General features: G+C 59.1%; 10 protein-coding genes. 8 read left to right on the forward strand and 2 right to left on the reverse strand.

All coding sequences use genetic code 11. The features are described from left to right. The first annotated feature begins 25 nt into the window (after nt 1–25). From glgA to ACWNRM_RS06875, 8 genes are all read left to right on the forward strand, one after another. Nucleotides 26–1,669: a glycogen synthase GlgA gene (glgA, locus tag ACWNRM_RS06840; protein ID WP_485170147.1), complete on the forward strand. Its 1,644-nt coding sequence runs from the start codon at nt 26–28 to the stop codon at nt 1,667–1,669. Between the two features lie 98 nt (nt 1,670–1,767). Continuing rightward, the gene (gene glgB, locus ACWNRM_RS06845; RefSeq protein WP_485170146.1) at nt 1,768–3,999 is read left to right on the forward strand and encodes a 1,4-alpha-glucan branching protein GlgB; all 2,232 of its coding nucleotides are present in this window, start codon (nt 1,768–1,770) and stop codon (nt 3,997–3,999) included. A 23-nt stretch (nt 4,000–4,022) separates the two neighbouring features. Then, nucleotides 4,023–5,777 (forward strand): malto-oligosyltrehalose trehalohydrolase, encoded by a 1,755-nt coding sequence (treZ, locus tag ACWNRM_RS06850; RefSeq protein WP_485170145.1) that lies wholly within the window; start codon nt 4,023–4,025, stop codon nt 5,775–5,777. 5 nt (nt 5,778–5,782) lie between these two features. Then, nucleotides 5,783–8,392, forward strand: coding sequence for a malto-oligosyltrehalose synthase (gene treY, locus ACWNRM_RS06855; protein ID WP_485170144.1), 2,610 nt, complete (start codon nt 5,783–5,785; stop codon nt 8,390–8,392). A 257-nt stretch (nt 8,393–8,649) separates the two neighbouring features. Next, nucleotides 8,650–10,083 (forward strand): glycosyltransferase, encoded by a 1,434-nt coding sequence (locus ACWNRM_RS06860; RefSeq protein WP_485170143.1) that lies wholly within the window; start codon nt 8,650–8,652, stop codon nt 10,081–10,083. Then, on the forward strand, nt 10,080–11,228 hold the full coding sequence (locus tag ACWNRM_RS06865; RefSeq protein ID WP_485170142.1) for a hypothetical protein: 1,149 nt from the start codon (nt 10,080–10,082) through the stop codon (nt 11,226–11,228). The genes ACWNRM_RS06860 and ACWNRM_RS06865 overlap by 4 nt, the downstream gene beginning before the upstream one ends. Continuing rightward, entirely contained in the window at nt 11,225–12,244 is a 1,020-nt protein-coding gene (locus ACWNRM_RS06870) for a glycosyltransferase family 2 protein (protein ID WP_485170141.1), read from the forward strand. Before ACWNRM_RS06865 ends, ACWNRM_RS06870 begins: the two co-directional genes overlap by 4 nt. Nucleotides 12,245–12,256: 12 nt before the next feature. Next, nucleotides 12,257–13,375, forward strand: coding sequence for a glycosyltransferase (locus ACWNRM_RS06875; RefSeq protein WP_485170140.1), 1,119 nt, complete (start codon nt 12,257–12,259; stop codon nt 13,373–13,375). Here the strand turns inward: ACWNRM_RS06875 and ACWNRM_RS06880 are convergent. Next, nucleotides 13,354–13,590, reverse strand: a complete 237-nt coding sequence (locus tag ACWNRM_RS06880; protein ID WP_485170139.1) for a hypothetical protein — start codon at nt 13,588–13,590, stop codon at nt 13,354–13,356. The genes ACWNRM_RS06875 and ACWNRM_RS06880 overlap by 22 nt on opposite strands. 349 nt (nt 13,591–13,939) lie before the next feature. Continuing rightward, nucleotides 13,940–15,343, reverse strand: coding sequence for an aminotransferase-like domain-containing protein (locus ACWNRM_RS06885; protein WP_485170138.1), 1,404 nt, complete (start codon nt 15,341–15,343; stop codon nt 13,940–13,942). Nucleotides 15,344–15,457: the final 114 nt, after the last annotated feature.

Consider the following 15,457-nt stretch of genomic DNA (forward strand, 5'->3'; position numbering starts at 1 on the left):
CCCGAATGACCCACCGAGGCTTCCCATGACCTCAGACCAAATCGTTACGCTACCGACAGATTTGCAGCTTCTCTCTGTCACTGCGGAGATGTTTCCCTTCGTCAAGACGGGCGGGCTGGGAGATGTGGCAGCTTCGCTACCTACGGCCCTGCGCCATCACGGTGTGCGCACGCGCACAATCCTGCCCGGGTATCCAGCGGTGATGAAGGCCCTGACACAGAAGGTTCAGGCCTATGTCTTCCATAATATGCTTGGCCATCATGTGACCCTGTGGGAAGGCAAGGCACACGGACATCATCTCTACGCCATCGAAGCCCACGACCTCTATGAGCGCGCCGGCGGCCCCTATCTCGGCCCTGACGGGCGTGACTGGCCTGACAACGACATGCGCTTTGCCGTTCTGTCCCGCGTGGCAGCCTGTATCGCGCAGGGGTGCCTCGCCAACTGGCAACCCGATGTCGTCATGACCCATGACTGGCAGGCCGGGCTCGTAAGTGCCTATCTGCGCCATGATGCCGTCAAGGCGCCCCCCGTGGCCCATGTGATCCATAACATGGCGTTCCAGGGCCTTTTCCCGCGGGAAATTCTGGGGCGTATCGGTCTGCCTGAGCAAGCGTTCACGGTTGATGGCGTCGAGTTCTATGGCAGGGTAGGCTACCTCAAGGCTGGTCTGCAGCTTGCAGAAAAGCTCATAACGGTGTCGCCGACTTACGCTGAAGAGATACAGACTGCCGACAATGGTATGGGTCTGGAGGGGCTGCTCAGTGCGCGTGCGACCGATCTGCATGGCATCCTCAACGGCATTGATCTGCATGAATGGAACTCGCTTACCGACCCCGCCGTGATCTTTCCCTATGCAATAGGCGATATTGCTGGCCGACGGGCTAACAAGCGCGTCTTCCAGGCAGAATTCGGCCTTCCTCAGGACCCGAATGCCATGCTGCTTGGCATCGTCAGTCGCCTGACACGTCAAAAAGGCGTCGATATTCTTGCCGAAATCGCGCCGCGCCTGTTCCAGGCCAATATTCAGCTCGCTGTTGTCGGTGTAGGCGATCCTGACATCATGCAGGCGTTCCGCACATTGCAGTTAAGCTACCCACGCAATCTCGTATGCCATCTGCGTTATGATGAGGTATTGGGTCATCGTCTCCACTCCGCGGTCGATGCGTCGCTCATTCCCTCACGGTTCGAGCCTTGCGGCCTGACACAACTTCATGCCCTCCGCTATGGTTCGGTGCCGATCGCTGCACGTGTGGGCGGCCTGACAGACACAATTGTCGATGCCAACGCCGCCGCTATTGAAGAAGGCGTGGCCAACGGTTTTCTGTTTTCTCCGACGCAGGGGGACGCGCTGTATCGTGCCATTCGCCATGCACAAAAGCTGTATCGCCAGAAATCCGTATGGGCGCGTCTGCAACGCAACGGTTCACTGCATGATGTCTCATGGCACGGCAAGGCCGCTCATTATGCGCGCCTCCTGCTTGAGATGGCCGGTCGTGCGCCCACGCGCGCAATGGGTGACGGGGAAATTGCGCCGCGGCTAGGTGATGTCGGCATTCCACTCGCGCCCAATACCTCTTTCGCGCGCACGGCCAGAATGCCGCAAAGTCGCCCGCGCAATCCTGGTCTTGGCCGTACGGATCTGCCCCGCTTTGGCACCAGTGTCTGATAATTCTCAACGATAGCCTGCTCCAGTTGCCTCGCGGGGTCCGATTCCCCGCGAACCGAGCCGCGTTCGTACACACCCCGAAGCGAGATCATTTCTCCATGACCGACACGACACCCTTGCAAACTGAGATCAGGGCCATAGAGCCTCGGGAACAGTCCATAATCGATGAAATTGTCGAGGGCCGCGCCCATGACCCTTTCGCCTATCTCGGACGCCATCGCGAAGGGCGCAACGGGGTCGTCCGGGTATTCTACCCCGACGCCGTAGAGGTAAGGCTTCTGGCGGAACGCAAGAACAAACCCCCTCTCGAAAAGAAGATGGATCGCATCGACGCGCGTGGCATCTACAAGGCAACCATAGCAGCCACCTCCCCCCGCTACAGCTTGCGCGTTCTCTGGGCGGATGGCTGGCAGGAAACCTACGACCCCTACAGCTTCGGTACAGTGATCGGTGATCTCGATCTCTATCTTTTTTCTCAGGGCAATCACCGTGATATCGATCATATCATGGGGGCGCATATCTCCGAGATCGATGGGATCCAGGGGGTTCGTTTCAGTGTTTGGGCACCCAATGCCCATCGGGTCTCGGTTATCGGTGACTTCAACATCTGGGACGGCCGCCGTCACATCATGCGTTTGCGCCACAGCGCGGGCATATGGGAGCTGTTCGTTCCCGGCATCGGGTCTGGCGAGCGCTATAAATTCGAGGTCATGACACAGGCTGGCATTATTCTCCCGGCCAAAGCTGACCCCTATGCACGTTATGCCGAGTTGCCCCCAGCTACAGCTTCAATCGTGGCACCGCCGCTTGAACACGACTGGCAGGATCAGGACTGGATGGCCCATCGTGCGACGCGACAATCGCTTGAGGCACCAATCTCGATCTATGAAGTGCATGTTCCCTCATGGCAGCGTCTCAATAGTCCGACTGGTTATGTGAGCTGGAATGATCTAGGCGACAAGCTCATCCCTTACGTCACCGAACTTGGCTTTACTCATATCGAGCTCATGCCGATCACGGAATATCCCTTTTCGGGCTCATGGGGCTATCAGCCGCTCAGTATGTATGCCCCCACGTCGCGTCACGGCACACCCGCCGAATTCGCACGCTTTGTGGATCGCTGCCATCAGGCCGGTCTTGGGGTCATCATGGATTGGGTCCCGGCGCATTTTCCAGCCGACACGCATGGTCTTGCTCAGTTCGACGGCACGCATCTCTACGAATACTCCGACCCCATGGAGGGCTACCACCAGGACTGGCACACGCTGATCTACAATTTCGGCCGGACCGAGGTTCGCAATTTCCTGACAGGCAGCGCACTTTACTGGCTTCGGAATTTTCACATTGATGGGCTTCGTGTCGATGCTGTGGCCTCGATGCTTTACCGCGATTACAGCCGCAAGGAAGGGGAATGGCGCCCGAATATCCACGGTGGGCGCGAAAACCTCGAAGCTGTGAGTTTCATGCGCGAGCTTTCAGGTATCATCCGTGATTATTGTCATGACGCAGCCCTGATTGCCGAGGAATCCACAGCCTGGCCCGGTGTTACGGCGCCTGCCGAGGTTGGTGGACTGGGATTCCGCTTCAAATGGAACATGGGATGGATGCACGACACGCTGCACTATATGCAGCAGGACCCGCTATGGCGGCGTCACCACGGGTCCAACCTTACTTTCGGCATGGTCTACGCCTACACTGAACACTTCGTCCTGCCGCTGTCTCATGATGAAGTAGTGCACGGCAAAGGCTCTCTTTTATCGCGCATGCCGGGTGATGATTGGCGCCGACACGCCAATCTGCGCGCCTATTACGCCCTGATGTGGGCCTATCCGGGCAAGAAGCTGCTCTTTATGGGCGGTGAACTCGCCCAGTGGGAAGAATGGCACAATGACCGCGAACTCGCCTGGAACCGCCTGCACGATCATCTCGGCAAGGGTATGCACGATACGGTCGGCCTGCTGAACGCGGTCTATCGCGAGGAAAGGGCGCTTAGCGCCCATGATTTCCACCATGACGGTTTCAGATGGATCATCGCAGACGATACCGAAAATACGGTTTTCGCCTGGCTGCGTCAGGCCCCGGGGGCTAACCCTGTTCTCGTCGTGTGCAACATGACGCCCGTGGTCCATCACGCGTATCGCATCGGCGTGCCGTGTGGTGGGGCGTGGGTCGAACGCGTCAACACCGACCGCAGCGAGCTGGGTGGCTCTGGTGTAGTTCATGACAATCCCGTCATGGCGTCGCAAGAATTTGCTCATGGCATGGAACATTCACTCGTCCTGACGCTTCCTCCTCTCGCCGTTCTGTATCTCGTCCCGAAGCACGGCTGACCCGTCCCCAACCGGAGGCACCAATGCCAGAAGCGTATCTCTACCAGACCCGTTTTGGTGCCACCCCCCAGAGTGACGGAACAACACGTTTCGCGCTCTGGGCGCCGTCATGCGAGGCCGTCAGCCTCGAACTGGAAAACGCGGCGCCCCTGCCCATGCAGGCCGAACCTGACGGTACGTTCACCCTGACAACGTCATGTCCGTCAGGTGCCCGCTATCGCTATCGCGTACGTGACGATCTTGCCGTTCCCGATCCGGCCAGCCGGAGTCAGCCGGATGGCGTGCATGGGCCGAGCGTCGTGACAGACCCATCTTCCCATGTCTGGAAAACACGGAACTGGGCTGGCCGCCCCTGGGTCGAAGCCGTCATTTACGAGCTTCATGCAGGCTTGCTCGGCGGTTTTGATGGCGTGCGCGATCGTCTGGATGAGCTCAAGGCGCTGGGTATCACGGCCATCGAGATCATGCCCGTCAACAGCTTCGGCGGCACGCGTAACTGGGGGTATGATGGTGTCCTGCCCTACGCCCCGACGCAGGCCTATGGCGACCCTGATTCGCTGAAGCGGCTCATCGACACGGCTCATGCCAAAGGCATGATGGTGTTGCTGGATGTGGTTTATAACCATTTTGGCCCGGACGGGAATTTCCTGCATGACTACGCCGAAGCATTTTTCGATCACGATAACAATTCCACCTGGGGCACTGGCATTGCTTTTGCCAAGCCCGAAGTGGCCGATTTCTTCATCGACAATGTGCTCTACTGGCTGATGGAATTCCGGTTTGACGGTGCGCGCATTGATGCGGCCTCGGCCATTACCGATCATGCGTGGTTCGGCAAGCTGCGCAAGCGCGTCACCGGGACAATCGAGCCCGGTCGCTACGTGCATCTCATTCTCGAAAACGAAAACAACGACGCAGGCCTCCTGCGTGATGGCTATACCGCCCAATGGAATGATGACGGCCATAACGTGCTGCATGTCATGCTCACGGGGGAGAAGGAGGGCTATTATGAGATGTTCGCCGACAACCCCACGCGCATACTCGCCCGCGTGCTGCATGAGGGATTTGCCTATCAGGGAGAGATGAACCCGTATTCGGGCAAGAAACGCGGCATGCCGAGCGGTGACCTGCCCGCAACCAAATTCATCCTGTTCCTTCAAAACCATGACCAGACCGGCAATCGTGCCATGGGTGAACGTCTGATTTCACTCGCAGCGCCCGAGGCCCTCCATGCAGCCTATGCTCTTTTGCTGCTGAGCCCCATGGTCCCGATGCTGTTCATGGGGGAGGAATGGGGCTGCACCACACCCTTCCTATTCTTCTGCGATTTTCATGATAAACTGGCTGACGCCGTGCGTGAGGGCAGACGCAAGGAATTTGCCAAATTCGCCTCGTTTCAGGATCCCGAAAAGCGCAAGACCATCCCTGACCCCAATGCGCTCTCGACCTTCGATCAGTCGCGCCCGGATCGTGATGAGCGCGCCACGCTGGATGGGCGTATCTGGCTTGACCGCACCCATAGTCTCCTCTCCCTGCGCAAACGCTTTCTTGTGCCAAGACTCTCGAATGTGCACAGCCTCGATGCCAGCGTGATCGGCGATAAATCGGTGCTGGCGCGCTGGAAACTCGACGATGGATCAATCCTGTCGATCGCCATCAATCTTTCTGACCACGAGACCTGCAAGATTTCCGAACCTGCCACGCTCCTTTATAGCTCGGCAGCGCGACGCGCCGTAGAAGAACTGCCACCCGGCAGTCTGGTGGCCGGACTGGAGTGACGCGCATGACCTATCTGCCTCTGACAGCAACCCTGCGGCTGCAATTTCATCGTGAATTCACCCTGAATGACGCCATCCCGCTGGTTCCGTATTTCAGAAAACTCGGGATCAGCCATCTCTATGCATCGCCGCTCCTGTCCTCCACCCCCGGCTCCATGCACGGCTATGACACGGTCGACTGCCACACGATCGACCCTGATCGTGGCGGCATTGAAGGGCTGCAGAATCTGGTTGCGGCGCTACGTGACCAGGGCATGGGGCTTATCCTCGATATTGTCCCCAACCATATGGGGGTCGGCTGCGCCAATCACTGGTGGATGGATGTCCTGCGCCACGGGCGAGACAGCGCCTATGCCCAGCATTTCGACATCGACTGGTCACCAGCCAGCCCGATGCTGCACAACAAGGTGCTGCTGCCATTTCTCGGCGACCCCCTTGATGACACCATCAGGAGCGGTGACCTTAAGATAGCTTTTCATAAGGCGTCCAACCATCTCGCCATCCATTACGGCGATCAGTTCTATCCTCTGTCCGCACAAAGCGAAGCCGCATTGCTTGCCGAAGCCGGAAGCGTTGGAATGTCGGTCATGACCGATGAAACCCTGGCGAAACTCAATGCACTGATCACCCCTGACAGCAAGAGCGGGCGGGAGAGACTGGAAGCCCTGCTTGAGGCGCAGCACTACCGTCTGGCCTGGTGGCGCGTTGCAGGCGATCTGGTCAACTGGCGCCGGTTTTTCGATGTTACCTCTCTGGTTGCCCTGCGTATGGACCGGAAAGACGTATTCGATGACGCGCATAAACTCGTTTTTGAGCTCTATCGTGACGGCCTGATCGACGGCTTGCGCGTGGATCATGTCGATGGCCTCGCTCGCCCGGCGGAATACTGCACGAGACTACGCGCCCGTCTGGACACCTTGCGGCGGGAACGGCCTGAAGGTCTGCGCGATCAGGCACCTTTCTTCATCGAGAAGATTCTTCAGAAGAACGAAATCCTGCCACTGGAATGGCCGGTCACGGGGACGACTGGTTACGATTTTCTTGAGCAGGTTGATCTCGCCCTTCACGACCCGAGTGGCGAGGCACCATTGACCACGTTCTGGTCCGCTTACGGTCCGGCTGATTTCGAGACTGTCGAGCACGCTGCCCGGCATGAGAAACTCGACACTTCTTTCGTAGGCGATTTCGAGGCGCTGACCACAAGGCTTGCGGGGCAGTTCCCTTCCGGGCGTGACCTTACCTCGCACGCCATTGGCCTTGCCCTGCGCGCCCTGCTGACCGTCTTTCCGGTCTATCGCAGCTATTTCGCCGATGGTGGCGATTCCGGGGCCGATTTCCGCGCCATCGACAGGGCGCGTCTTGCAGCACAGCAGATTCTGCCCGTCTATCAGCACGAGATATTGAACCAGATTTGCCAGTACCTTGCCGATGCCCGGATCGACACGACGGAAAGGCAGGATATTCTCGAACGCTTCGAACATCTCACAGCGCCTCTCACGGCCAAGGCTGGGGAGGATACAGCGTTCTATCGCTATGCCCGCCTTCTCTCGCGCAACGATGTCGGTTGTAGCCCCGATCGGTTCGCCGCCTCTGTGAAGAGCTTTCACAGCTTGAATATCGAGCGTCTGGCCAACCACCCCCAGGCACTCCTTACCACCGCAACGCATGACCATAAGCGCGGAGAGGATGGGCGGGCTCGGCTCATGGTTCTCAGTGAGCCCGCAGCCGACTGGCCGGAAACAGCGCGGCGCTGGCAGGACCAGAGCCAGGCTTTCCTTGAAAAGACTGCCCATGGCCCCTCCCCCATACCAGCCGATGCCTATTTCATCTTCCAGACGCTGATTTCCTCCTGGCCCCTGGATGAGGCTGGTGTCAGCGATTACAGCGAACGTATTGACGCCTATCTGATCAAGGCGCTGCGCGAAGCAGGCAGCCAGACCGGGTGGAGCAATCCTGACGAAGCCTATGAAAAAGCCTGTCTGAATTTCGCCCATCGCTGCATGACCGGGGATTTTGGCAAAAGCCTGTCATCCTATGTCGAGCGCATCAGCCCGGCGGCCACGCTCAACAGCCTGTCCCAGACCTTGCTGCGTGTGACCAGCCCCGGGGTTCCGGACTTGTATCAGGGCCGTGAAACCTGGGATTTTAGCCTTGTCGATCCGGATAACCGTCGACCCGTCGATTATCCCGCCCATCGGGCAATGCTCGATGAAGCCCTGCCCTTCTCCCAGAGTAGCGCCGGGTGGAAGAATGGGCGCATCAAGCAGGCATTGATCACAACTGTTCTGGCTCTTCGCCTCGAGAACACGGATCTATTTGCTTCCGGGCGTTATCTGCCACTCATTGCCACCGGCCCTCTGGCAGAGCATGTGATTGCCTTCCAGCGGCAAACGATGGAAGGCTCCTGCCTCATCATTGCGCCGCGGCTGACGATGGGGATGGCCCCGGATGAAGGTCTATGCGTCCACCATCGTGACCTGAGCGAAACGATGCTTCCTGTTCAGGGCGCCTGGCGCAGCCTGCTGCATGACGGTATTGCGCCCGAGACAGGTACTTTCTCGCTGGGTTATCTCAATGGCCGCCCGCCAATTGATATCCTGATCAATCGGGACTGATTTTTTTCTTGTGCGACAGGCTGAGACAATGCTGCCTGTCGCACACCTTCGGGCATACACATCCCTATCCCCACCGGACGCCCTGCCGCGAGGAACTGGCGTCGGCAACCATCCGCAGTCGGCTTTGCAAGACCGCTCGTGATTCTGCGAGAGTCTCCCAAGCGCCACAAGAGGGAGCCGGACGAGGAATGTGTCCCTGAGCGGCGCAACCCGTTCTCTCCCGAAAACGTTACATTGCCCCATGAGCGAGGTGACGCGTGCATATACTCCACATTGCGTTGGGCGGCTGTTTGCGTGCGCCCCCGGTTACCTACGGAATTACACCTGATACGGGCGGTCATATCGCTTATGTGCTTGCGGCAGCCAATGCACAGGCTGCCCGTCCTGACGTTGATCATATCACAATCATTACGAGACGTTTTCGTAATGACTCCCTCGGTCTGATTCACGATCAGGAAATCGAAAGTGTCTCGGAGAAGATCACAATCCAGCGCATCGGTGCACCAGCCTCGCCTTACCGCGAAAAAGATGCCGCCCTTGCGGACCTCCCTGCCCTGACCGAAGCCCTGCTGCGCCATGCGAGCCGCCCGGACCAGCATTACGACGCTATTCATGTGCATTTTGCCGATGCTGCCCAGCTTGGTCTGGCGCTTGCGCAAAAGCTGAATATTCCCGTCATCTACACGCCCCATGCGCTAGGCATCGATAAATTGCAGGCGGGAGGGCGCAATTGCCCGGCTCTTCACGCACGTATCACCATGGAGCGAAGCGCCATCGCTCAGGCCGATGGCATCATCGTTTCAACTCGCGATGAAGCGAGCCACCAGATCCCCCGCTACGGCGTCGCCTTCAACCGCTCACGCCTTCGCCTGATCACACCTGGCGTCCCCACGCTCGATCCCGCACCCGCCGCGCAAGGGCGGGCCTTCATCGCCCACCATCTGGCTCATCCTGATCGCCCCGTCATCCTGGCCATCGCCCGCGCTGTCGAGAAGAAGAACCTTGTTCTTCTGGCTCAGGCCTATGCCAGTGACCCTGGCCTGCGCGAGCGCGCCAATCTGGTCATCCTCGCAGGGCAACATGCCGGTGTGCAACCCGGCACGGAAGAAGCCGATGTGATCGCACAACTGCATCACATTCGGCATGAAGCGGGGCTGGAGGCGCAATTTGCTCTACCTGCCGCTCATGAGGCGCGTGATGTTGCCGGTCTCTACCGGTTTGTGGCGCATACAAAAGGCGTTTTTGTCAATCCAGCGCGTCACGAACCCTTCGGTCTTACCCTGCTCGAAGCGGCCTCGGTCGGGCTGCCCGTCCTCGCCACAAATCGGGGTGGTCCGGTCGATATCATCGCCAGACTGGGGCATGGCCTGCTTTTCTCCCCTGATTCATCAGACAGCCTGACGGAACGGCTGAACCATCTGCTGTCGTCGCCTGAACTATGGGCACGGCTTTCAGGCTCAGCGATCGGTCATCAGGCGCTTCTGGGCTGGGAAAACTACGCCGCAGACTCTGTTGCATTCTACCGCAAGCTTGGACGCCAGCGCCAACGCGTGGCACGCCCTGCACCGCGCAGGGTCGCGGCAACTGTCTTGCCGTCGGGCAGCATCGCGCCATCGGTTCTTCCCTTGCCTGCGTTCTCCCAGTTGCTTGACGGCGCAATCCAGCCGCAACGGTCCGGATGGTCCGCATGACACGCCCTATTGGTTATTTCGTGCATCATCAGGGTCGCGGTCATGCCGAGCGTTGCCTCGCGATTATCAACGCTCTGCCCGATACGCGACCGGTACGCATTTTCTGTGCCCGCGCCGATCTGTTTCCTGACCTGCCCGCTCATGTCAGCCTGACCGTCATTCCGTCGCTTTTCGAAGCGACCGGGGCGGAAAACGCGGCGCTGGCAGATGTGCCCACGCCGCGCACCCTGCATTGTGCGCCGCTTGGCTGGCCCGGCATACGTCAGGCCATGGGGCAGATAGTGGCATGGTTTGTCGAGGCAGACCCGGCCTTGATGATTTGTGATGTCTCGGCCGAAATTGCCCAGCTTTGCCGCCTATGCAGTGTGCCGCATATCAAGATCCTGCAACATGGCGACCGTGACGACGAGGGCCATCAGGCTGCTTATGATGGCGCGGTCGGTCTGCTGGCGCCGTTTTCGGCCCAGCTTGCACAGCCTGAATGGACGGCCTCACGGCTACAGCAGATTTTCTTCGCCGGTGGCCTCGGCAAGCCCGAGATCCTGCCAGAAAAGGAAGTGGCCCGACAACGCATCGGCATTGCTCCCGACCGGGAGATGATCCTTGTCATGACGGGCGGCGGCGGATCGGGCTTCACTCTGGCCCCCATCACGGTCGGCGCACGCCACCACCCCGATGCTTTGTGGGTCACAATCGGCGCGCTGGAACGCGACTGGCACGCAACAGAGCCTGGCAATATTGTTCATCGCGGGTGGGTATTGAACGCGACGGACTATATCGCCGCGGCCGATTGCATCATTGCAAGCACAGGCAATACGACCTGCCAACAAATTCTCGCTGCCGGCAAGCCGTGGCTCGCCATTCCTGAATGGCGCTATTTCGATGAACAGCGTCGCAAGGCTGAATGCCTCGAAGCCGCCCATATGGCCGTCATACGCCAGCACATGCCGGCTTCGGCGCTCGCATGGAGAAAAGCGCTTGATGAGACCTATGCGAACCACCATCCCGGCATCCAGCGCAGCGCCATCGATGATCGTCCCGCCGAGGGTGTTGCGCACTGGCTTGAAACCCTGATTGCCCGCCTCTGGAACGAGCCCCCTTCCACCATGACCGGCGCTACCGCGCATGAAAGCTTCCTGCCATGAACACGCTTTCGGTTCTGACCCTTGCCAGAGGGCGCGCCAGCCATCTGGCCAATATGTTGCACGGTCTGTCGCGCCAGAGCGTCCAGCCTGACGAATTCATCGTTATCGTGATGCAGGATACGCCCTATGAAAACCTGCCAGAGGTGGATTTTCCCGTACGTCAGATCCTTGCCCCTGCCGGGGTAATGAACCTATCTGCCGCGCGTAATCTTGCCGCGTCGGAAGCCATCGGTGAGGCTCTCGTATTTCTCGATATCGATTGTATCCCGGCACCGCATTGCCTGCGGGATTACCGCGATGCGCTGGAAACCTGCGACGGGCTGCTGATGGGTGAGGTCATGTACCTCCCCGCTGGGGCAAATGATGAAGGCTGGACCTATGCCGCTTTCGAAGCCGTCAGCGAGCGTCATTCCGACCGCCGGGGGCCCCCGGCCTATGGGGTGGAATCCTGCCCAGATTATCGCTGCTTCTGGTCGCTCAATTTCGCCATTCGCGGGACACGCTTCGCCAGTTCTGGCGGGTTCGACGAAGGCTTTACCGGCTATGGCGGTGAGGACACGGATTTTGCCAAGGGTTTCACTTTGGCCGGCAATGCCCTGGCCTGGGTCAACGGCGCACGCGTCTATCATCAGCACCACACGCATCATATGCCGCCCGTCCACCACCTTGAGACGGTGGTGCGGAACGCCGAGATTTTCGAGAGCAAATGGGGCTACCGTACCATGGGCCACTGGCTTCATGCGTTCCGGCTCATGGGGCTGATTGATGACACGCCTGGCCAGCCCATCCGTATCCTGCGTGCCCCCAATGCAGACGATCTGGCCCTGACAGGACAGCAGGCTCATCAGCCCTATGCCAATACGGCTTCGGTCATCAGAATTCTTGAGCAGCGTCAGGCAACACGTGAAGCCGCTTTCGCTGCGCTGCGACCGACTGAAACTGCCCCGCCCCTGCCAGTACCTCATGGCTCTTTACGCCCCGACGCGGTGAACCCTGTCGCCATCGCGGCTGAGTGACGGGTCGTCATCATGAACCACCCGCTCCGCATTGCCCTCGTGGCGCATCCGCGCCACCCGATTGCCGAACCATTCAAGGGTGGGATGGAAGCGCATAGTTTTCATCTTGCGCGAGGCCTGATGGCGCGAGGGCATGACGTCACGCTTTTCGCTGCGGGTGACAGCAATCCCGTCTTTACGATCGACCCCTTGCTGCCTGTTCACTATGACCGCGACTACCCTTGGGAAAATACGAACCCCCATCCGGAGCTCTACACCGTTCTCGACAAGGCGTTTGGCGCAGCCCGCCACCGGATTTTTTCGGGACACTATGACATTGTTCACAACAACTCCCTCCATCGCTTCGTGATGCAGGAAGCAAAACGCACGGGCCTGCCTTGCGTGACGTCGCTGCATGTCCCGCCATTTGACGCCATACACGGCATCGTGCGTGACACGCTGAGTGACACCCATCATGTCACAGTGACATCCGCCCGACAGAATATCTCATGGTGGGGGCAGGCCATCCCGCCCGAGAGCCTGGTTGTGCATAACGGGATCGACATGGCCTGCTGGCCCTTCGGTGCCTCAGGAGGCGATCACGCCATCTGGTGCGGGCGGATTACACGCAACAAAGGTCCGCATCTTGCCATCGCGGCGGCAAAACGCGCCAATATGTCGCTTCGTCTCTTCGGGTATCTGGAGGACAGAGCCTATTTCGATCAGGAGATCGCACCTGAGTTGGGAGAGGGCATCACGTATGGCGGTGTTCTGGAAGGCGCCGCCCTGTCGAGTGAGATGCAGCAGGCCGCACTGTTGCTATTCACGCCCTGCTGGGATGAGCCTTTTGGCCTGATTGCTGTCGAGGCCATGGCGAGCGGATTGCCTGTGGCATCGTTCGATCAGGGTGCTGCGAGAGAGATTATCGGCGAGACAGCCGGACGTTATGCGGCACCGGGGGATGTTGACGGCCTGGCCTTCGCGATCCGGGAGGCGTCACGCGTTGACAGGTCGCTTCCCCGGCACAGGGCAGAGGTTTTCTATAGCCGTGAGACGATGATCGACAATTACGAGGCGATCTATCGCCGCGTGATGGCCGCCTCGTCACGCGGAAGAGAGGATAAGCGCTCTTACGAGACGCTCATGTTGTAAACGGCATACATGGCCCAGAACAAAGTGGCGCCAAGAGCCCAGTAATTGGTGTGGAAGTGATCCTGCATATCGACCGAGGTGCCCGCGATGGCCCAGGCAAGACAGACATGGAACATAAGCACGCCGACCACCATGGCAATCATGCGGTAGCGCAGACGGCGCTGCGCCTTTTCTTCTCTCATTTCCAGCGTCATGTTGGCGACTTCTGCGGTCATTCTTACTCTCCCTGACGGAGAGGCGTCGACGGTGGAGCGAATATCCCCGGCGCCATCCCGTTGCTGGTTTTCCTGGATAGGGCCACTCTGCCCTGCCGCGTATGGCAGAACCGGAACGCCCTGTTCCCTTCTCTCGCACCGTGCCCGAAACTGACTGCAAATGCAAAATATTGTATGGACCGAAAGGCCATACAAACGGAACTATTGAGGATTTTAGGGGATATTATCTGATACAACACCAAACAATATACTAATCATTCAATGACAAATCATTGCAACAAGCCTATGCCATTGAAAACGAACAGGTTTTCGCTCTCTTTTTCGTGAACCACAGCACGCACTATCTCGTTCATACGATATCTGAAAATCCGCCTGCGGGGCGATAATCCAGTACGGAGCGCAGATTGATAAGCGAGTCCCGCAGCCCGGAGAGGTCAGGGGCGCTTCCAAGTGCGATCCTCACCGCCGGGGGTGCATGCCCGGTCACCGCAAAGACAGAGCCGGGCACAAGCGCCAGCCCCTGCCGCCTCGCGAATGCCACAAAATCGGCACTGGTCCACCATTCTGGCAAAGGCAGCCATACATGAGGGCTGGGTGAACGGTCATGAAAATGATCGCTCATCACCTGCCTCAGCACATAATGGCGCTGGGTCAGCTCCTCGCGGATGCTGCGCAGGCATTGCTGGGCGATACCGGTCTCGATCCAGCGTGACACGAGCGCATCCAGCAGGCCTGCCTTGGCCTGACAAATGGCCCGCACGCCCGAGGTGATGCGGCGGGTCATCTCCGCGCCGGGCAGAACGATATAAGCCGTGCGCAAACCGGGGCTGAGCACTTTGGACAAGGTGGCGACATAGATGACACGCGTCGGATCGAGCATCGCCAACGTTGGCGGCGACGCCTTGAGAAGGAGACTATAGGGATCGTCCTCGACAATCTGCACCTGATAGCGTCTGGCGATACCCAATATCGCCTCACGCCGGGCGACTGACCAGGTGGCCGTGGTCGGATTGTGCAGGGTCGGGGTGCAATAGAGAACCCGGGGTCTGTGCTGCGCGCAGAGTTCCTCCAGCGCTTCAGGGTTCATGCCCTCCTCATCATGTTCGACCCCAAGCAGCACATAGCCAAACTGGGCGGCAATCGACCTCATGCCCGGATAGGTCAGATAATCCGTGACAATCGCCTCACCCGACCTGACAAGCGAACTCATGATGGCCGACAGCGCGACCTGGGCACCCGGCACAATCAGCAATTCACCTGCCCGCCTGCGCCCCAGAACAGGAGCGAGCCAGTTGACTCCAAGCTGGCGATCCTGCTGCGTTCCGCCAGTCACGCGGTATGACATCAGAGACTGCACATCCTGATGGCGAAATATAGAGGCGATTTCACCCTGGATCATGGCCTGTAGTGACGGGTCGCGGGGAAGAGGCGGTGAGTTCATGGTGAGATCGATCACGCTGGCGCCGGTCTGACGCCACGAACCGTCGCCTGCGTTGATCCTGACGAATGTACCGCGTCCGACCGTTGCATCGAGCAGGCCGCGCTTTTGCGCCTCGCCAATGGCGCGGGTCACCGTACTGAGATTGGTGCCCAGACGGGCAGCCATCTCGCGCTGAGGAGGGAGTCTCTCACCCTCCTGCAAATCCCCTTTGCGGATCGCGTGGGCAATACATTCGACCATGACAAGATAGAGCGCGCCCGTTGCCCGGCTGAGCGCTGCTTTCCATTCATCAAGATAAGCTTCGCCTGCCATTTTCCGTCCCTGCCCCGCTATTCGCCATGCTGCACCAAACGGACCCGTTTCTACCCTTCTGGTGACAGTGCAGGAAGAGAGATGAACCCGGTTTTTCAGACCGAGGGTTAAGTG

The sequence above is a fragment of the Asaia sp. A2 genome, from assembly GCF_057319415.1.

Coding starts and splice junctions, on each gene's coding strand:
- glgA (WP_485170147.1), top strand. CDS start 26: ATGACCTCAGACCAAATCGTTACGCTACCGACAGATTTGCAGCTTCTC.
- glgB (WP_485170146.1), top strand. CDS start 1,768: ATGACCGACACGACACCCTTGCAAACTGAGATCAGGGCCATAGAGCCT.
- treZ (WP_485170145.1), top strand. CDS start 4,023: ATGCCAGAAGCGTATCTCTACCAGACCCGTTTTGGTGCCACCCCCCAG.
- treY (WP_485170144.1), top strand. CDS start 5,783: ATGACCTATCTGCCTCTGACAGCAACCCTGCGGCTGCAATTTCATCGT.
- ACWNRM_RS06865 (WP_485170142.1), top strand. CDS start 10,080: ATGACACGCCCTATTGGTTATTTCGTGCATCATCAGGGTCGCGGTCAT.
- ACWNRM_RS06870 (WP_485170141.1), top strand. CDS start 11,225: ATGAACACGCTTTCGGTTCTGACCCTTGCCAGAGGGCGCGCCAGCCAT.
- ACWNRM_RS06875 (WP_485170140.1), top strand. CDS start 12,257: ATGAACCACCCGCTCCGCATTGCCCTCGTGGCGCATCCGCGCCACCCG.
- ACWNRM_RS06880 (WP_485170139.1), bottom strand. CDS start 13,590: ATGACCGCAGAAGTCGCCAACATGACGCTGGAAATGAGAGAAGAAAAG.
- ACWNRM_RS06885 (WP_485170138.1), bottom strand. CDS start 15,343: ATGGCAGGCGAAGCTTATCTTGATGAATGGAAAGCAGCGCTCAGCCGG.